Source organism: Alsobacter sp. R-9, assembly GCF_054612375.1.
In genome coordinates this window covers 75268-93825 of record NZ_JBTSWJ010000001.1, presented here as the reverse complement: position 1 = coordinate 93825, position 18558 = coordinate 75268, and the positions used below count along the sequence as shown (strand labels likewise).

Below are 18558 nucleotides of genomic sequence, written 5' to 3'. Positions count from 1 at the left end.
TGGGGGTCTCTGCAGATCGACGGTTCGCTTGGCCGAGCTTCCGCGAAAAACGGTCTCTGGCTTCCCGACACCCCCACCCTCAATCCCTCCCCACAAGGGGGAGGGAGGCCGATCGTGCCTCTAGTGCGCAATGCGGGTCTGCTGGCGACAGGCCTCCGCTGTGTTCCGGCAGGACTTGCCTAGTCACGCCGCAATCGCCACGTCGCGCTCGGTGCGGGCCGCGGCGACGAGGGCGGCGAGGTCGGGCCGTGGCGCAGCCATGCCGGTGGGGCTGACGAAGCCGCGGGCCCCGGCCAGCGCGCCGGCCTGCAGTTCCAGCCCGAGGAAGCGCTCGCGCTCCACCGGCCCCGGCATCCACAGGCCCTCCGTGAGGTCGGCCGAGAAACCGAACCGGGCGTAGTAGGGCGCGTCGCCGACCAGCAGCACGGCGCCGTGGCCCGCCCCCGCGGCGCGGTTCAGCCCGGCGCGCATCAGCGAGGCGCCGATGCCGCGCTCGCGCGCCGCCGCGTCGACCGCCAGCGGGCCGAGCATCAGCGCCGGGCGGCCCGGCCCGGCCGCGACCGGCCACAGCCGGACCGTCCCGACGAGGCGGCCGGCCTCGTCCTCGGCGCTCAGCGCGAACGCCGGCAGCCGGCCCTCGCGCAGCCGCTCGCAGGTCTTGAGGAAGCGGGCGGGCCCGAACGCCGCGTCGAGGAGGGCCTCGCGCGCCGGCATGTCGGCCGTCGTCTCGGTGCGGATGATGATCTCTTTCATGGCCGTGCTCCGTCTCCGCCGGGCTCTTCGCCGGCGGGGTCCCGATCCGTCAGGGTGGGGAGCCGGACCCGGGGGTCCGGTGGAGGGCGCGGGAAGGTGCGCGCCGGGCCTTGCGCTGTCGCCAGCCTGGAGCCGTCAGGCGATGGATCGCCGGGTGGGCCGGAGCCCGCCGCGTCAGATCACATAGGATCGCAGCGGCGGGAATCCGTTGAAGGCGACGGCCGAGTAGGTCGTCGTGTACGCGCCCGTGCCTTCGATCAGCACCTTGTCGCCAATCTCGAGGCTCACCGGCAGCCAGTACGGGGTCTTCTCGTACATGACGTCCGCCGAGTCACAGGTCGGCCCGGCGAGCACGCAGGGGACCTTGTCGTCCCCGTCGTGCTCGGTGCGGATCGGGTAGCGGATCGCCTCGTCCATCGTCTCGGCGAGACCGCCAAACTTGCCGATGTCGAGATAGACCCAGCGCACGTCGTCGGTCTCCGCCTTCTTGGACACGAGCACGACCTCGGCCTCGATGACGCCGGCATTGCCGACCATCCCGCGACCGGGCTCGATGATCGTTTCCGGCAGGCGGTTGCCGAAGTGCTTGGAGAGCGCCTGGAAGATGGCGTTCCCGTAGGACTGGACCCCGGGAATCTTCTTCAGGTACTTCGTCGGGAAGCCGCCGCCGAGGTTGACCATCGACAGGCGGATGCCCCGCTCCGCGCACTCGCGGAAGATCGCCGACGCCGAAGCCAGCGCCTGGTCCCACGCCCCGGTGTTGCACTGCTGCGAACCGACGTGGAACGAAACGCCATAGGCCTCGAGGCCGAGCCGATGGGCGTGCTCCAGCACGTCCGTGGCCATCTCCGGCACGCAGCCGAACTTGCGCGACAGGGGCCACTCGGCACCCGCGCCGTCGCACAGGATCCGGCAGAACACCTTCGAGCCCGGAGCCGCGCGCGCCACCTTCTCGACCTCCGCCGTGCAGTCGACGGCGAAGAGGCGGACGCCCAGCGCGAAGGCGCGCGCGATGTCGCGCTCCTTCTTGATGGTGTTGCCGAAGGAGATGCGCTCCGCCGTGGCGCCGGCCGCGAGCGCCATCTCGATCTCGGCGACCGAGGCGGTGTCGAAGCAGGAGCCGAGCGTGGCCAGGAGGTGCAGCACCTCCGGCGCCGGGTTCGCCTTCACGGCGTAGAACACGCGCGTGTCCGGCAGCGCCCGGGCGAAGGCGTTGTAGTTGTCGCGCACGACATCGAGGTCGAGGACCATGCAGGGGCCGTCCTCGCGTCGGTTGCGCAGGAATTCGCGGATGCGTGCGGTCATGGCACGTCCTCCCGGGATCAAGTTGCGGCTGGCGCCGCATGGCCAAGGTCGACGGCTCGCGCCGCCGGTGAGTCGAACCCGGGCGACGGTCCCGCGGCACGGCGCGATGGAGACGCCGATGCCGGGTGAGGTCACCCGCGATGAACTGCCTTGGATTGGACCGGGAAGATCCCGCTCCGCACGCCTGGCAAGAAGGACAAGCCTCTTCGGTGACCCGGCCTTTGGAGGGCCGGACGAGACCAAAAAAGCCCGCTCCGTCGTTGCTTTAAGTCGCGTCCCCTGGGGAGAGCAGGGTACGCCGGTTTCGCCTCCGGCTGCTGGTCAGGGTTCGGAACGCGGCATTGCTGCCGGGATCATCGCCAGCGGGGTTCCCACCCCATTGGTCCCGATCCTGTCCCGGGCGGCTGTCCGGCCTCTTGTCCGGATGCCCACCGACCAGCACGCGACCACAGGCACGTGCGAAATTGGGCGAGGGAGAGATAGGCGCGTTGCCTGTCGCATTCAAGCGTTTTTTCAGCGTCTCTCGAAAATGACTAACATCGTCTCTAAGTCTCTGATAACCGGGTGGAACACGGGCCGAACCGCCTCGTCCTCGCGCCGCGCCCCGGGCGCTGCCGGACGGTACGGTGGCAAAGGCCCGCCGCCTGCTCGAATCGCCTCCCGCAACGCCTCCGCCTCCATCCGCCGAGACCGTCCCCATGCGCCTGTCCCGCCGCAGCTTCATCGAGAGCCTCGGGAGCCTCTCCGCCGCCATCCTGGCTTCTCCGGCCTTTGCCCAGACCCAACCGGCGCCAGCCGCCGGGGCTCCGACCCGATTCGGCTACGATGACGTCGTCCGACGCGCCCGCGACCTCGCGGCCCTGCCCTACGACGCGACGGTGCCGGCGCTGCCGGACGCGCTGGGCAAGCTCGACTATGACAGCTACCGCGACATCCGCTTCCGTCCGGACAAGGCGCTGCTCGGCCAGAACGGCGGCGCCTACCGGATGCAGATGTTCCATCCGGGCTTCCTGTTCACCCGCACGGTGACGGTGAACCTGATCCGCGACGGCATCCCGACGCCGGTGCCCTACTCGGCCTCGCTGTTCGACTACGGCCGCAACAAGTTCGACCGGGCGCTGCCGGTCAACCTCGGCTTCGCCGGCTTTCGCCTGCATTACCCGCTCAACGATCCCAAGGTGCAGGACGAGCTGATCTCGTTCCTCGGCGCGAGCTACTTCCGCTTCCTCGGCCGCGGCCAGCGCTACGGCCTCTCCGCTCGCGGCCTCGCCATCGGCGTGGGCGCCAAGGAGACCGAGGAATTCCCGATCTTCAAGGAGTTCTGGATCGAGGCGCCGGGCGCCGACGCCGACCGCGCCGTCGTCTACGCGCTGATGGACTCCGCCTCACTGACGGGCGCCTTCCAGTTCTTCGTCTACCCGGCGACGCAGACGGTCGTCGATGTCACCGCCACCATCGTCCCGCGGCGGCCGGTGCCGCGCATCGGCATCGCGCCGCTCACCTCGATGTTCTACGTCGGCGAGAACGACCGCCGCTTCTTCGACGACTTCCGCCCCGAGTTGCACGACAGCGACGGACTGCTGATGCACACCGGCGCCGGCGAGTGGATCTGGCGCCCGCTGCGCAACACGCGCGAGATCAGCGTGTCGAGCTTCCTCGACACCAACCCGCGCGGCTTCGGCCTCATGCAGCGCGACCGCACCTTCGAGCACTACCAGGACCTCGATCTCGGCTACGAGCTGCGGCCGAGCTACTGGGTGGAGCCGCGCGACAACTGGGGCGAGGGCCGCATCGACCTCGTCGAGATCCCCACAGGCGACGAGACCAACGACAACATCGTGGCGTACTGGACGCCGAAGGCCGTCCCCGAGCCGGGGCAGAACCTCGTCTGGCGCTACCGCATCAGCGCGGTCACCAAGGACTTCGAGCTGCACCCCGGCGGCGCGGCCCTGAACACGTGGCAGACCTCGCCCCGTGCGCTCGGCTCCGCCGAGCAGCCGCCGCCCAACACGCGCCGCTTCATCATCGACTTCTCCGGCGGCGACCTCGCCTACTATCTCGGCGATCCGGAGAAGGTGCAGATCGTGCCGTCCGTCTCCAATGGCCGCATCGTCCGCACCTGGCTCACGCCCAATCCCAAGACCGAGGGCTTCCGCGCCGCCATCGACGTGGCGCTGGAGAAGGGCCAGTCCACGGACATCCGCGCCTTCCTCAAGGCCGGGAACCGCGCCCTCACGGAGACGTGGACCTTCCCCTGGAAGGCGGAGTGAGGCGGGGCGTCGATCCGGCGTCCCTAACCCCATCCCTGCCTCTCCCCATGAGGGGGAGGGGAGGCCCGTCTTCGGCGCATGTCCGGACGCGTCGCAGCCTCGCGCTGTCCGCTCCGCTCCCCCTCGTGGAGAGGGATTGGTGGTGGGGGCCCGCTGGGGGCGCGAAGAGTCGACCCGAAGGATTCCGCCGCCCTGCCGCCTGCCTCACCCCGCGGGGTGCACGGCGCGCCAGTGGTCGGCGATGTCGATGCGCCGCGCCACCCACACCTTGTCGTGCGACTGCACGTAGTCGAGGAACCGCTCCAGCGCGGCGGCGCGGCCGGGGCGGCCGACGAGCCGGCAGTGCAGGCCGACGTTGAACATCTTCGGCACCCCCTCGGCGCCCTCGCGCCACAGCACGTCGAACGTGTCCTTCAGGTAGCTGAAGAACTGGTCGCCGCTGTTGAACCCCTGCGGCGTGGCGAAGCGCATGTCGTTGGCGTCGAGCGTGTAGGGGACGATCAGGTGCGGGCCCTTCGGCCCCTGCACCCAGTAGGGCAGGTCGTCGGCATAGCTGTCGGACGAGTAGGCGAAGCCGCCCTCCTCCATCACCAGCCGGGTCGTGTTCATGGAACAGCGGCCGAGGTACCAGCCGGTCGGCCGAGTGCCCGTGACCTCGGCATGGATGCGGATCGCCTCGGAGAGGTGGCGGCGCTCCTCCTCCTCCGGCATGTCCTTGTACTCGATCCACTTGTAGCCGTGCGACGCGATCTCCCAGCCGGCTTCCTGCATGGCGGCGACCTGCTCGCGCCCGCGCATCAGCGCGGTGGCGACGCCGTACACCGTCACCGGCATGGCGCGGCGGGTGAACATGCGCCACAGCCGCCAGAAGCCGGCGCGCGCGCCGTACTCGTAGATCGACTCCATGTTCCAGTGCCGCTGTCCCGGCCAGGCCTGCGCGCCGACGATCTCGGACAGGAACGCCTCGGACGCGGCGTCGCCGTGCAGGACGTTGTTCTCGCCGCCCTCCTCGTAGTTGATGACGAACTGCACGCAGACATGCGCGCCCCCCGGCCAGCGCGGATCGGGCGTCGAGCGGCCGTAGCCGGTCATGTCGCGGGGATAGTCGGTCATCGGAAGCTCCGGGCGGGTGGCGTCCCCCGGAGGGAACACGGCCCCGCTGCCGCTGGCAAGGCCCCCGGGCGCGCCGACTTCAGCGCGTCCGCGCGGCGGGCGGGGCGGTCGTGCCGCGCACCACGAGCCGCGGCTCCAGCAGGATCCGGCGCGTCGGCCGGGACGGGTCCTCGATGCGCGCGACCAGCACCTCGGCGGCGCCGCGGCCCATCTCGTCCTGGCGGTTGTGGATGGTGGTCAGCGCGGGGTACCACAGCGCCGCCTCCTTCACGTCGTCGCAGCCGACGATCGAGAACGCCGGCCCCGCCTCCAGCCCACGGTGGCGCAGGCCCAGCATGGCGCCGAAGGCAATGAGGTCGTTGAAGCACAGCGCCGCCGTCGGCGGATCCGGCCGGTCGAGCAGTTCCAGGATCCCGCGCAGCCCCGTCTCGCGCGTGCCGAAGCCGTCCACCACCAGCGCCGGATCGAACGCCAGCCCGTGCCGTGCGAGCCCGTCGCGGTAGCCCTGCCGCCGGTTGCGGCCGGTCGAGGTGAGGTCCGTCCCGCCGATCATGGCGATGCGCCGGTGGCCGAGCCCATGCAGGTGCGCCACCGCGCCCTCCGCACCTTTTCGGTCGTCGGCGCCGACGAAGTCCAGGTCGAGCCCTTCCACGAGTCGCGACAGTTGCACCACCGGGATGCGCGCGGCGAGGAAGTGCTCCACCGTCTCGTGCCCCGTGCCGCCGGCGGCGCACAGGATCATGCCGTCGGGGCGGTACTCGCGCAGCGAGCCGAGCACCCGCTCCTGCCGCGGCAGGCTTTCGCCGTAGGTGCCGAGCAGGATCGTCTTGCCCGCCTCGGAGGCGGCGTCCTCGATGGCCGAGAGCAACTCGGCGAAATAGGGGTTGGTGATGTCGTGGAAGCCCACCGCGATCATGTTGGTGCGCGCGGTGCGCAGGCTGGCGGCGCTGCGGTTGTAGATGTAGCCCAGCTCGCGCGCGAGCGCCTGGACCCGCTCGCGGGTGGCATCGGCGACGACCGGGCTGCCGCGCAGGGCCAGCGACACCGTCGCGGTGGAGACGTCGAGGCGATCGGCGATCACCTGCAGCGTCACGCGCCCCTGCTCGATCCCCACCCCCGTCGCCTCCCCTTGCCGCGCCGGTGCGGCCCGGCGACCGGCACGCCGCTGCGCCGGTCCCCTTTGCGGTGGGCTTTCCCCGATACGCGGCATGCTCTAATCCCTTGATCATATCGATTGAAACCAAGTCGGCAATGCGACATCGGGAGGGACGACCATGACGAACGCGTCATCGGGAGAGCGGATCGGCTTCGTCGGCGTAGGCCTCATGGGCCACGGCATGGCGAAGAACATCGTCGAGAAGGGCTACCCCCTGACCATCGTCGGCCACCGCAACCGCGCCCCCGTCGAAGACCTCGTGAAGCGCGGCGCGCGCGAGGCCGCCTCCGCCGCCGAGGTCGCCCGCGCCTCCACCATCGTCTTCGTCTGCGTCACCGGGTCGCCCGAGGTCGAGGCCGTGATCCGCGGCCCCGGCGGGCTGAAGGAGGGCCTCGCCCCCGGCTCCATCGTCGTCGACTGCTCGACTGCCGACCCCACCTCGACCGCCGCGCTCGCCGCCGAGCTCGCCGCCGTCGGCGTCAGCCTCGTCGACGCGCCGCTGTCGCGCACGCCCAAGGAGGCGTGGGAGGGCACGCTCGACACCATGGTCGGCGCGACGGACGCCGACTTCGTCCGGCTGAAGCCCGTGCTCGACACCTGGGCCGGCCGCGTCATCCACATCGGCGGCCCCGGCGACGGCCACCGCATGAAGCTCCTCAACAACTTCATCGCCATGGGCTACGGCGCGCTCTACGCCGAGGCACTGGCGCTGGCCCGCAAGGTGGGCATCACGCCGCAGCGCTTCGACAGCGTCATCCGTGGCGGGCGCATGGACTGCGGCTTCTACCAGACCTTCATGAAGTGGACGCTGGAGCAGGATCGCGACGCCCACAAGTTCACGCTGCGCAACGCCTACAAGGACATGCGCTACCTCGAGTCGATGGCCAACGCCGCGGAGGTCGCGAACGCCCTGGGCAACGCCGTGAAGGGCAGCTACGCGCTGGCCGTCAACGCCGGCGGCGACGACGACTACGTCCCCATGCTCGCCACCGCCGTCGCACGCCGCAACGGCCTGAAGGACTGAGCGGTCCTTCTTCCGCCTTTCCGCGCACGGTCGGAGGTCGTCCGGGAAGAGCCGGCGAAACCCCCACCCCTTGCCCCTCCCCACAAGGGGGGAGGGGGACGACGCCCCGCTCGCTTCAACTCCCGGACGCGCTGCCGGCTTTGGTGCCGAAACGGCCTGCGGCAGCGCTCCGTTCACGACACCGCCACCTTACCGCTCCCCTCCCCCTTGTGGGGAGGGGTTGGGGGTGGGGGTCACGACCGCCGCGATGAAGACCGCCCCCACCCACCGTCCCGTTCCTTGATCCTGATCAACGAACGGTCCGGGCCTGCGCGCGACAGTGCGCGCATGAACGCTCCCCTGTCCCCCCTCGTCCTCGCCGAGAAGTCGGTTCCTCGCTACACGAGCTACCCGACCGCTCCCCATTTCAACGCCGAAGTCGATGCTGCCGTGGCCGCCGGCTGGATGGCCGGGCTGCCGGAGGACGCGAGCCTCTCGCTGTACCTCCACGTCCCGTACTGTCGCTCGATCTGCACCTATTGCGGCTGCCACACCAAGGCCGCCCGCCGCGACGACCCGCTGGACACGTACACCGAGACGCTGCTGCAGGAGATCGACGGGCTGGCCCGCGCCACCGCGGCACGGCGCGTCACCCACATCCACTGGGGCGGCGGCACGCCGAGCCTGCTGGGGCCCGACCGGCTCAACCGCCTCGTCGGCCGGCTGCGCGAGAGGTTCGACCTCTCCGCCGTGGAGGAGCACGCGATCGAGCTCGACCCGCGTACGGTCGACGCCGCGCTGGTCGAGGGCCTGGCCCGCATGGGCGTCAACCGCGCCAGCCTCGGCGTGCAGGACCTCAACCTGCACGTGCAGGAGGCCATCGGCCGCGTGCAGCCCTTCGAGGTCGTCGCCCAGTGCGTCGGCCTTCTGCGCGCGCAGGGCATCGACGCCATCAACCTCGACCTCATGTACGGCCTGCCGAAGCAGAGCGTCGCCAACGTCATCCACACGGCGGAACTCGCTGCCAGCCTGTCGCCGTCGCGGCTGGCGATTTTCGGCTACGCCCACGTGCCGTGGTTCAAGACGCACCAGCGCCTCATCGACGCCGCCACGCTGCCCGGCGCGGGCGAGCGGCTTGAGCAGGCCGACGCCGCGACCCGCGCCCTGCTGGCCCAGGGTTACGAGGTCATCGGCCTCGACCACTTCGCCCGTCCGGACGATCCCATGGCAGTCGCCGCCCGCGAGGGCACGCTGCGCCGCAACTTCCAGGGCTACACGACCGACGTCGCCGACGCCCTGCTCGGCTTGGGCGCCTCGTCGATTGGCCGGCTGCCGCAGGGCTTCGTCCAGAATGCTCCCGACGTCGGCAACTGGCGCCGCGCCGTCGAGGAAGGCCGCCTCCCCATCGTGCGGGGCATCGCCTTCTCGCCGGACGACCACGTCCGCGCCGGCGTGATCGAGCGCCTGATGTGTGACTTCGCCGTGGACTTCGGCGCCGCCGCCGACGCCGGCTACGGCCATGCCGATGCGCTGGACGATGCCATCCCGGACCTCGAGGCGCTGCAGCGCGACGGCGTCCTCGTGCTGGACGGCCGCCGCCTCCGCCTCACGCCGGCTGGCCGCCCCTTCATGCGCCTCGCCGCCGCCGCCTTCGACAGCTACCTGCGCAAGGGCGCTGCCCGGCACTCCGTGGCGGTGTGACGGGGCTGCGGGCGTCCGGGCCGCTCCCCACGAACCGAAGGCCTCCACCCTCGATCCCTCCCCACAAGCGGGAGGGAGGTCGACAGAGGCCTTCAACTGAATCGCGGCGATGAAAGGCACGCGCGCCGGACACCGGCAGGTCCCGTCCGCGTCAGGCTGCACCGCCCGCCGCCTTATGGGGAGGGGCTGGGGCGTGCCGGTCGCGCCAACGCACGCAGGGTGACTTGGGTGAAGGGCTGCACTACCCCTACCCGCGCCGCCGTTCCAGCGACAGCAGATAGAGCCCGGACGCCACGACGATGATCCCGCCCGCGAGCGTGAACGCGTCCGGGATGTCGCCGAAGACGACGTAGCCCAGCGCCACCATCCACAGCAGCTGCGAGTACATGAACGGCGAGAGGATGCCTGCCGGGGCCCGCTGGTGCGCGAGGATGAGGAAGTAGTGGCCGACGGCTGCGTAGACGCCCATCGAAGCCATGAAGGCCCAGGTGCGCCACGAGGGCGGGTCGACCCAGAACAGAGGCAGCAGCGGCGTCAGCACGAGCACGCCGGCGAGCCCCGAATACACCAGCGTCGTCTGCGGTTTGTCTGCGTGCGCCAGCATCCGCGTGGTGATGGCGTAGGTCGCGTAGGCGAAACAGCCCAGCACGGAGAAGAGCGCGGCAGGATGCATCCCGCCGACGAAGGGCCGCGTCACCACGAGCACGCCGACGAACCCGACGACGATCGCCCCCAGCCGCCGCGCGCCGATCTTCTCGCCCAGGATCGGCGCTGCCAGCAGCACGACGAGGAGCGGCGTCATGAAGGTGATGGCCGTCGTCTCGGCGAGTTGCAGGTAGCGCAGCGCGATGAAGTTCAGCCCCGTGGAGCTCAGCAGCAGAGCCGACCGCACGATCTGCAGCCCGAGGCGCGACGAGCGCAGCACGCCGGGTTGGGTGACGGGGTTCAGCACGGCGAGCACGATCATGACGTTGGCGAAGTAGCGCGCCCAAACCACCTGCGCCGTCGGCAACTCGCGGCTGAGGAACTTCGCCGTCGTGTCGAGTCCGGAGAAGCACAGCACGGCGCTGCACATCAGCAGGATGCCGATGAGCCGCTCGCGCCGCGCAGCCGCGTCACCCGTTACCGTGGTCCCTACCGTCATCCACCCGCCCGTCCGAAACGCCGGCACCGTAAAGCATGCGGCGGCGCCCCGGTATCCCGCGTTCGGCACCGCGTCATGCACCCACCGCGACGCTGGACCCGCCACATCTCGGGATCCGGCTCCCCTCCCCCGTGCGGGGAAAGTATGGTGCGGGGGTGCTCCGCGTTCAGCGTCAGCCCGGCCGCCACCGCCGCAGGACCATCCGCGACACGAGGCCGACCGCCCCGTAGATGGCGACCCCCGCAAGCCCGATGAGCACCGCGGCGGCGAACAGCCGCGGCACGTTGAGCCGGTAGCTCGCCTCGACCAGCCGGTAGGCGAGGCCCGCCCGCGCGCCCCCGGTGCCCGCGACGAACTCGGCCACCACGGCACCGATCAGCGACAGGCCGGCCGCAGTGCGGACGCCCGCGACGACGAAGGGCACGGCGGTGGGCAGCTCCAGCCACAGGAGCCGCTGCCACGGTTTCGCCCGGTGCAGCCGGAACAGGTCGCGCAGGCCGCGGTCCGCCGACTGCAGCCCCACCATGGTTCCCGCCAGCACCGGGAAGAACGCGACGAGGAAGGCGCTGATCGCCACAGTGCCCTCGGTGCCGGCGTAGATGACGAGCACCGGCGCCAGCGCCACCAGCGGCGTCACCTGGAGGATCACGGCGAACGGCGCGAAGGCCGCCTCTGCCCAGGGCGAGCGGGTGAGCGCGATGCCGAGCAGCAGCCCGCCCGCCAGCGCCGAAGCGAAGGCCAGCGCCGTGATGCCGAGCGTGACGCCCAGCGCCGGCAGAAGGATCGCCCGGTCGGTCCACAGCGCCGCGAGGACCGCCGACGGAGCCGGCAGCACGTAGGGCGGGATGCCCGCGAGCCGCACCGCCGCTTCCCAGCCCGCCACCGCCAGTCCCAGCACGGCCACAGGCAAGCCGACCGCGACGCCGCGCGGAAGGGTGGACGCGCTCACGCCGCCCGCTCCGCTTCGTCGGCCATCGCCGCATGCAGGGCCCCCGACACGGCGGCGACCGCGGCGAGGTAGCGTGGATCGCCGCGCAGCGCCGCGTCCCGCCCGTGCGGCAGGGCGACAGGAATCTCGGCGGCGATGCGGCCCGGGCGCGGGGTCATGACCGCGATGCGGGTGGACAGGTAGACGCTCTCGTAGACCGAGTGCGTGACGAAGACCACGGTGCAACCCGTGGCGGCGACGCTGCGCAGCAGGTCGTCGTTCAGCCGGAACCGGGTGATCTCGTCGAGCGCCGCGAAGGGCTCGTCCATCAGCAAAATCTTGGGTTGCGTAACCAAGGCGCGCGCTATCGAAACGCGCATCCGCATGCCTCCGGAGAGCTGGTGCGGGAGGGCATCCGCGAAGCCGGCGAGACCGACGAAGTCGAGCGTCGCCGCGACGCGGTCGGCGGCGGCCTGCCGTCCCGCTCCTGCAATCCTCAGGGGCAGGAATACGTTGTCCCACGCGCTCGCCCACGGCATCAGCGTCGGATCCTGGAAGACATAGCCGATGGGGACGGTGTCCGCCGCGGACGCCGGGGAGACCATGCCGTGGATCGTGCCGGCGGTAGGCTCGTCCAGCCCGGCCATGATCCGCAGCAGCGTCGTCTTTCCGCAGCCGGACGGGCCGAGGATCGACAGGAATTCGCCCGGGCGAAGGGTGAGGGAGACGCCGGAGAGGGCCTCGGCGCCGCCGGGAAAGCTCTTTCCGACGCTCGAGAGAGCGAGAATGGACCGAGTGTCCGCCCCCTCGCTCACGGTTTCGGCCTCAGGTCGCGCCCGATGCCGCGGTTGACGAAGGAGAGAGTGTACGCGCGGGAGATGTCGAGCCCGGGCTTAACGACCCCCGATTTCACCATCCGGTCGTAGAAGCTGCGGAAACGGGCGTCGTTCATCGCCCCGATCCCCTTCTCCAGCGTCTCGCCGGAATCGACGATGCCGTAGTCCTTCATCGCCTTCACCGAGTAGGCGATGAGCTCGTCGGTGATGTCGGGGTTTTCGCGCTTGATCAGCGCGTTGCCGCGCGTGTTGTCGCCGTAGAGGTACGTGTACCAGCCGACGATGGAGGCCTCGACGAACCGCCGGACGAGGTCGGGATTGCGATCGACGAGCTCCCGGCGCGTCTCGATGGTCGTCGAGTACGTGTCGAAGCCGTAGTCGGCGAGCAGGAAGACCTTCGGCTCGAAGCCGCCCGCCTTGCGGATCGCCAGCGGCTCCGACGTCACGTATCCCTGTTGCGCCGACCGCTTGTCCGCCAGGAACGGCGCCACCGAGAACGCGTAGGGTTTCACCTGCTCGTCCCGGAACCCCCACTCCGCCTTCATCCATTGAAAGGTGGACGCCACGGTCTGCTTGGACAGGAACAGCGTCGCCGTCCTGAGATCCTCGAAGCGCTCGAAGTTCTGCCCCGGATGGGCGAGGATCACCTGCGGTTCCTTCTGGAACATCGCCGCGACGACGAGAGTCGGGATGCCCTGCTCCACCGCCGAAAAGGCCTGGATCAGGTTGCCACCCATGTAGAAGTCGATCTTCCCCGTCGGCAGCAGCAGGCGGTTGTTCACCTGCGGCCCCCCCGGCACGATCGTCACGTCGAGCCCGTAGCGGGCATAGGTGCCGTCGGCCACAGCCTGGTAGAATCCGCCGTGCTCGGGCTGCGCCACCCAGTTCGTGCCGAACGTCACCTTGTCGAGCGCCGCGGCCGCGGTCACGGAACCGACCAGCGCGAAAGTTGCGAAGGCAAGGTTTTTCAGACAGTCGGCGACAGGAAGCGGCATCGGGACCCTCGACTCGCCGCGGCGGGACCGAAGAGGGCTCGGCGTCGCGCGGCGCTCCCCATATAGTGCGTCCTGCACGCCATCGGCACCCGCCCTTGCGACGCACCGTGACCTCGAAGCGCCCTGCCGGACGGCCGATGCTGCCACGCCACTGGACTGAACTCTCCCGCTCCGACCTCGACTCCGGCGCCCTCTTCGCAGCGGTCGCCGTGCTCCCCCTCGCCGCCGTCGAGCAGCACGGCCCTCACCTCCCGCTGGGCGTCGATCGCTTCATCATGGACGCGCATCTGCAACAGGTGCTGGCAACTGCCCCATCTGAACTGCCTCTGGTGGTACTGCCGGTGCAATCCGTAGGCGCGTCGGACGAGCATCTCGCGTTTCCCGGGACTCTGAACCTCACCCCGACCCTCGCCATCCCCGCCTGGACGGCCCTCGGCGAGGCGGTGCATCGCGCCGGATGCGGCCGGATCGTCCTCGTCAGCTCCCACGGCGGCAACAGCGCCGCCATGGAGATCGTCGCCCAGGCCCTGCGCGTCCGCTGCGGGATGGTGGCCGTCACCACCTCGTGGTCACGCCTCGGCGCGCCGCCGGGCGTCGTGGCGGAGGTGGACCTTCAGCACGACTGGCACGGCGGACTCGTCGAGACATCGATCATGCTGGCCCACCGCCCCGACCTCGTGCGGATGGACCGCGCGGCGGATTTTGCCTCGCGCGGCAGGGAGATGGAGGCGGCCTTTTCGGTCCTTCGCGCCACCCGCCCCGCCGGCTTCGCGTGGATGGCGCAGGACCTTCACCCCGCAGGCGCCCTCGGCGACGCTTCCGCGGCAAGCGCCGAGATCGGCCGCGCCTTCGTCGACCACGCGGCAGCACGCTTCATCGCGCTGGTTGAAGACGTCCGGCGGTTCTCGCTGCAGGCAAGACCTTCCGCCGCGGCAGGCGGGACCACCTAGTCGTCCAGCCCCGCGAGCTGCCGGTAGACCTCGATCACCTGGCTGTCGTCCTCGTGGCCGAGGCCCTGGGCCGAGGCCGCGAGGAACATCTGGTGCGCGACCGCGGCGAGCGGCGTGGCCACCTTTCCTGCCCGCCCGGCGTCGAGCACGATCGACAGGTCCTTGACGAAGATGTCGACCGCACTTGTGACCCGCGGCTGGTCCTCCAGCATGCGCGGGCCGCGGTCATTCAGCATCCAGCTGCCGGCGGCCGAGCCCTGCAGGATCGGCAAGGCCATGGCCGGGTCGACGCCCGCCTTCTCGGCCAGCGCCAGCCCCTCCGCCGCGGCCGCGATGTGCACGCCGCACAACAGCTGATTGACGGTCTTCACGGCCGCACCCTGGCCGGGTGTCTCGCCGACGTGGAAGACCTTGTCGCCGAGCGCGTCGAGCACCGGTCGCACCCGCTCCACCTGGGCCTTCGGCGCGCCCACCATGATCGTCAGCGTACCCTTCGTCGCGCCGACCACGCCGCCGGAGACGGGCGCGTCGACAAGCGCGCGGCCGGTCGCAGCCACCCGTCCCGCGAGTGCCGCGACCGCATTGGGAGGGCAGGTCGCCATCAGGACGACACTCGCTCCGGCGGCGAGCGCATCGAGCGCGCCGGCGCCGAACAGCACGTCCTCGGCCTGCGCGGCATTGACCACCATGAGGACCAGCACCTCGGCCCCGGCCGCCGCCTCGGCGGCGGAAGCGGCGCCGCTGCCGCCTGCGGCCACGAGCGCGTCCATCGCCTCGCGGCGCATGTCGAAGCCACGCACGCGGAACTGCCGCCGCGCGAGGTTGGTCGCCATCGGCAGGCCCATGGCGCCGAGCCCCACGAAACCGACGAGCGTGGACATCGTGCTTACTCCTTCACGGCGCCCGTCATGGCGGAGACGTAATGCTCCACGAAGAACGAGTAGAGGATGACGAGGGGCAGTGACCCGACGAGGGCGCCGGCCATCAGCGAGCCCCAGCGATAGATGTCGCCGTCCACGAACTCGCTGACGATCGCCACGGGAACGGTCTTGTTCTCGGTCGAGGAGAGGAACGTCAGCGCGTAGATGAACTCGTTCCAGCACAGCGTGAGCGAGAAGATCGACGCCGAGATCAGCCCGGGCACGGCCAGCGGCAGGATGATCTTGGTGAGGATCTGCCACCGCGAGGCACCGTCGATCAGGGCGCACTCCTCGAGCTCGTAGGGGATCGTCTTGAAGTAGCCCATCAGGAGCCACGTCGAGAACGGGATCAGGATCGTCGGATAGACGAGGATCAGCGACAGGGGGCTGTCGAACAGGCCGTACCACTGGATGATGGTCGCCAGCGGGATGAACAGGATCGACGGGGGCACGAGGTAGGCGAGGAAGATCGCGGCGCCGACCCACTGCGCGCCCCTGTAGCGGATGCGAACGATGGCGTAGGCGGCCAGCACGCTGGCGAAGAGCGACAGCAGCGTCGCGATCACCGAGACGTACATCGTGTTCCAGAGCCACCGCGGATAGTTGCTCTCGAACAGCAGCTTGTTGATGTGCTTGAACGTCGGCCCCACCACCCAGAACGGGTTGTAGGTATCCATGTCGATCAGCTGCTCGTCCGGTTTGATGGCCGTGAGGACCATCCAGTAGAACGGGAAGATCAGCACGGCCATGATGACGAAGAGGGGCAGGTAGACCGTCACGATCCGCCGCGGCAGCGTGTCGAGATAGGCCATGCCCTCCGACGTGTCGGTGAGGGTCGCGCGGCCCTGGACGGTGGCCTCACTCATCGCTGCCTCCCTGCTGCCACTTGCGGCGCTGCAGCCCGAACCACGACACCATGATCGCGAAGAGCAGGAACGGCACCATCGCCGTGGCGATGGCGGCCCCCTCCCCGAGGTTTCCGGCCAGGATCGCGCGCTGGTAGGACAGCGTCGCCATGAGGTGGGTGGCGTTGACCGGCCCGCCGCGCGTCATCGCCCAGACGAGCTGGAAGTCGGTGAAGGTGAAGAGCACCGAGAAGGTCATCACCACCGCGATGATCGGCGTCAGCAGCGGGAAGGTGATGTGCCGGAAGATCTGCCACTTCGACGCGCCGTCCAGCGTCGCCGCCTCGTAGAGCGAGGGCGACACGGTCTGCAGGCCCGCGAGCAGCGTGATGGCGATGAACGGCACGCCGCGCCAGATGTTGGCGAAGATGAGCGAGGCGCGCGCGTTGTTGGGGTCGCCGAGGAAGTTGATGTTGTGGTCGATGAGGCCCATCTGGCGCAGCGACCACGAGATGATCGAGAACTGGCTGTCGTAGATCCACCAGAAGGCGATGGCCGACAGCACCGTCGGCACCACGAAGGGGATCAGCACGATGGAGCGGATGATCGCCTTGAACGGCAAGTGCTGGTTGAGCAGCAGCGCAAGGTACAGGCCCACCACGAACTTCACGATGGACGCGACGATCGTGTAGACGAGCGTGTTGAAGACCGACAGCCAGAAGATGCCGTCGCGGTCCTTCCACCACGGCAACCCGAGCCACTCGTAGTTCTCCAGCCCGATCCACTGGCCGTCCCGACCGATCTTGGCGTCCGTGAAAGAGAGCCAGACTCCCTTCGCCAGCGGATAGCCGAGGAACAGGATGAGGATCAGCGCCGCCGGGACCATGAACCAGAACCCGAGCCAGTTCCGGTTGACGCGCAGGCGGTCGTAGGCAGAGGGTCGGCGCGCCGCAGCGGCGAGGCTGCCCGCAGTTCGGTCGGTCATCGTGCTCACCCCGGGCAGAGGGCGTCCGCGCGGCGGACGAGGAACGCGGCCGCGCGGCAGCGCCGCGCGGCCGGTTCAGCGAGTGTCAGCGGAACAGGCGCTTGGCCTGCCGCTCCGCCACGGCCATGGCACCCTTCACGTCCTCGCGGCCCGTGCAGACGTTGGCGACCATGTCGACGAGGATGAAGTCGGCGATGGCAGCGGCCGCCTTCTCGCTCACCGGGCCGATGCCGCTGGCCGGCAGCGTGCGCTTGCCGGCGTCGCGGAAGACGGTGTTCTTCGGGTCCTTCGTCCAGACCGGGTTGCTGTCGAAGGCGTTGAGCGGCCCCGTCAGGTAGCCTGCGGCGGCCTCCAGCCACGGGTTGTAGTTCTCCGCCTCCATCATGAAGGCCACGAACGCCTTGCAGGCCTTCGGGTTCTTCGTGAACTTGAAGGTGAGGAGCGGGAACAGCAGCTGCAGCTCCTGCGGCTTGCCGACCGGGCCGACCGGCCACAGCGCGTGGTTCATGTCGTCGGCGATGGCGGTCATGTTCTGCGCCTTGGCCGTGGCGTAGATCGAGATGCCGTTCGCGGTCAGCGACAGTTCGCCGGCGAGGAACGCCTTGTTGTTCGACGAGTCGTTCCACGACGCGGTGCCGGGCACGAAGGTCTCGTAGAGCTGCTTGCCGTACTCCAGCGCCTTGGCGGTCTCGGGCGAGTTGATGATGACCTTCTCGTCCTTGTCGATGAGGTACGAGCCGTGCGACCAGAGCAGCCAGTGGACCCAGCCGTTGCCGTCGCCCGTCGCATGGCCAAGGGCGAAGCCGCCAGGCGTGCCGTTCTTCTTCAGGGCCCGCATCAGCTCGAGGAAGCCCGCGGTATCTCCGGGGACGGCCTTGAAGCCGGCCTTCTCGACCATCGAGATGCGATAGTTGATGTAGCCGCCGTTGAAGGCGACCGGGATCGCGATCCACTTGCCCTTGTGCTGGGCCGTCGCCACCGCGGCAGGCACCCATCCGCCGTACTTCTTGCCGAGGTAGTCGGCGACGTCGCCCACCTCGAGGCACTTGTCGGGGAAGAGCTGCGGCAGCGAGTGGAGGCCCCACACCATGTCGGGGCCGGTGCCCGTGTTGGCCGCGACGGACGCCTTCGGCTGGATGTCGTCGAAGGACTCGTTGGAGACGGCGACCTGGACGCCGGTCGCCTTCGAGAAGGCGTCGACCAGCTTCATGAACTGCGCGTCCTCGGCTTCGACGAAGCGCTTCCAGCGCAGGATGCTGATCTTGGCGTTCGCCTCCGGCTTGAACGGCGAGGCCTGCGCCCAGGCCTTCGCGTAGTCGAGCAGGCCGGTGGCGCCGGCGATGCCCAGCGTTGCGCCAGCCTTGATCACGGAACGACGATCGAAGTTCGTCATGGCATGTCCTTCCCTGGAGTGGGCCTCCCGGCCCTGTTTGAACGACCCGGCTTCGAGGCCGGGACGGAGGCGTTGCAGGGGCGTCCGGCCTCGCCGGGCGCCCCCGCGGAGGATCTCAGTTCAGGCGGGCGCCGCTCTCGCCGTCGAACAGATGCACGAGATTCGGATCGGGCGCGATGCCGATGGACTCGCCGGGCTTCGCCGTGATTCGCTCGCGGAAGACGCAGACCAGTTCCTGACCGCCCACCTTGGCGACCACCT

The 18558-nt window shown here is 69.8% G+C and carries 15 protein-coding genes and 2 pseudogenes; 4 read left to right on the top strand and 13 right to left on the bottom strand.

Translation table 11 applies throughout. The features are described from left to right. Window positions 1-183: 183 nt before the first annotated feature. Window positions 184-753: a GNAT family N-acetyltransferase gene (locus tag ACX9GQ_RS00465; RefSeq protein ID WP_459627558.1), complete on the bottom strand. Its 570-nt coding sequence runs from the start codon at window positions 751-753 to the stop codon at window positions 184-186. A gap of 174 nt (window positions 754-927) precedes the next feature. Then, window positions 928-2058, bottom strand: coding sequence for a type III PLP-dependent enzyme (locus ACX9GQ_RS00460; protein ID WP_459627557.1), 1131 nt, complete (start codon window positions 2056-2058; stop codon window positions 928-930). A gap of 698 nt (window positions 2059-2756) precedes the next feature. Between ACX9GQ_RS00460 and ACX9GQ_RS00455 the strand changes: the two genes are divergently transcribed. Next, entirely contained in the window at window positions 2757-4328 is a 1572-nt protein-coding gene (locus ACX9GQ_RS00455; RefSeq protein ID WP_459627556.1) for an OpgD/OpgG family glucan biosynthesis protein, read from the top strand. A gap of 216 nt (window positions 4329-4544) precedes the next feature. On the opposite strand, the pseudogene puuE reads toward ACX9GQ_RS00455, so the two are convergent. Next, window positions 4545-5441 (bottom strand): annotated as a pseudogene (gene puuE / locus ACX9GQ_RS00450) (allantoinase PuuE); the annotation flags it as partial. 79 nt (window positions 5442-5520) lie between these two features. Continuing rightward, complete coding sequence (locus ACX9GQ_RS00445; protein ID WP_459627555.1) at window positions 5521-6555, bottom strand: LacI family DNA-binding transcriptional regulator; 1035 nt, start codon at window positions 6553-6555, stop codon at window positions 5521-5523. A gap of 160 nt (window positions 6556-6715) precedes the next feature. On the opposite strand from ACX9GQ_RS00445, the gene ACX9GQ_RS00440 reads away from it, so the two are divergent. Together ACX9GQ_RS00440 and hemN are read left to right on the top strand one after the other, a co-directional pair. Continuing rightward, window positions 6716-7621, top strand: a complete 906-nt coding sequence (locus tag ACX9GQ_RS00440) for an NAD(P)-dependent oxidoreductase (protein WP_459627554.1) — start codon at window positions 6716-6718, stop codon at window positions 7619-7621. Between the two features lie 327 nt (window positions 7622-7948). Continuing rightward, window positions 7949-9301 (top strand): oxygen-independent coproporphyrinogen III oxidase, encoded by a 1353-nt coding sequence (hemN, locus tag ACX9GQ_RS00435; RefSeq protein WP_459627553.1) that lies wholly within the window; start codon window positions 7949-7951, stop codon window positions 9299-9301. Window positions 9302-9548: 247 nt separating this feature from the next. Here the strand turns inward: hemN and ACX9GQ_RS00430 are convergent, their stop codons facing one another. From ACX9GQ_RS00430 to ACX9GQ_RS00415, 4 genes are all read right to left on the bottom strand, one after another. Then, the gene (locus ACX9GQ_RS00430) at window positions 9549-10445 is read right to left on the bottom strand and encodes a DMT family transporter (RefSeq protein WP_459627552.1); all 897 of its coding nucleotides are present in this window, start codon (window positions 10443-10445) and stop codon (window positions 9549-9551) included. Between the two features lie 172 nt (window positions 10446-10617). Further along, window positions 10618-11394 carry an ABC transporter permease gene (locus ACX9GQ_RS00425; protein ID WP_459627551.1) on the bottom strand — a complete coding sequence of 259 codons (777 nt, stop codon included), beginning with the start codon at window positions 11392-11394 and terminating at the stop codon, window positions 10618-10620. Continuing rightward, window positions 11391-12188 (bottom strand): ABC transporter ATP-binding protein, encoded by a 798-nt coding sequence (locus tag ACX9GQ_RS00420; protein ID WP_459627550.1) that lies wholly within the window; start codon window positions 12186-12188, stop codon window positions 11391-11393. Before ACX9GQ_RS00420 ends, ACX9GQ_RS00425 begins: the two co-directional genes overlap by 4 nt. Beyond that, window positions 12185-13204, bottom strand: a complete 1020-nt coding sequence (locus ACX9GQ_RS00415) for an ABC transporter substrate-binding protein (protein WP_459627549.1) — start codon at window positions 13202-13204, stop codon at window positions 12185-12187. Before ACX9GQ_RS00415 ends, ACX9GQ_RS00420 begins: the two co-directional genes overlap by 4 nt. A gap of 137 nt (window positions 13205-13341) precedes the next feature. On the opposite strand from ACX9GQ_RS00415, the gene ACX9GQ_RS00410 reads away from it, so the two are divergent. Then, the gene (locus ACX9GQ_RS00410) at window positions 13342-14154 is read left to right on the top strand and encodes a creatininase family protein (RefSeq protein WP_459627548.1); all 813 of its coding nucleotides are present in this window, start codon (window positions 13342-13344) and stop codon (window positions 14152-14154) included. Here ACX9GQ_RS00410 and ACX9GQ_RS00405 read toward each other — a convergent pair. The 5 genes and pseudogenes from ACX9GQ_RS00405 to ACX9GQ_RS00385 all read right to left on the bottom strand — a co-directional run. Further along, window positions 14151-15035 (bottom strand): NAD(P)-dependent oxidoreductase, encoded by an 885-nt coding sequence (locus ACX9GQ_RS00405; protein ID WP_459627547.1) that lies wholly within the window; start codon window positions 15033-15035, stop codon window positions 14151-14153. The genes ACX9GQ_RS00410 and ACX9GQ_RS00405 overlap by 4 nt on opposite strands. 5 nt (window positions 15036-15040) lie before the next feature. After that, complete coding sequence (locus ACX9GQ_RS00400; protein ID WP_459627546.1) at window positions 15041-15940, bottom strand: carbohydrate ABC transporter permease; 900 nt, start codon at window positions 15938-15940, stop codon at window positions 15041-15043. Further along, the gene (locus ACX9GQ_RS00395) at window positions 15933-16904 is read right to left on the bottom strand and encodes a carbohydrate ABC transporter permease (protein WP_459627545.1); all 972 of its coding nucleotides are present in this window, start codon (window positions 16902-16904) and stop codon (window positions 15933-15935) included. Before ACX9GQ_RS00395 ends, ACX9GQ_RS00400 begins: the two co-directional genes overlap by 8 nt. 85 nt (window positions 16905-16989) lie before the next feature. Further along, entirely contained in the window at window positions 16990-18297 is a 1308-nt protein-coding gene (locus ACX9GQ_RS00390) for an ABC transporter substrate-binding protein (protein ID WP_459627544.1), read from the bottom strand. Window positions 18298-18412: 115 nt separating this feature from the next. After that, window positions 18413-18558: pseudogene (locus tag ACX9GQ_RS00385) on the bottom strand (sugar ABC transporter ATP-binding protein); the annotation flags it as partial.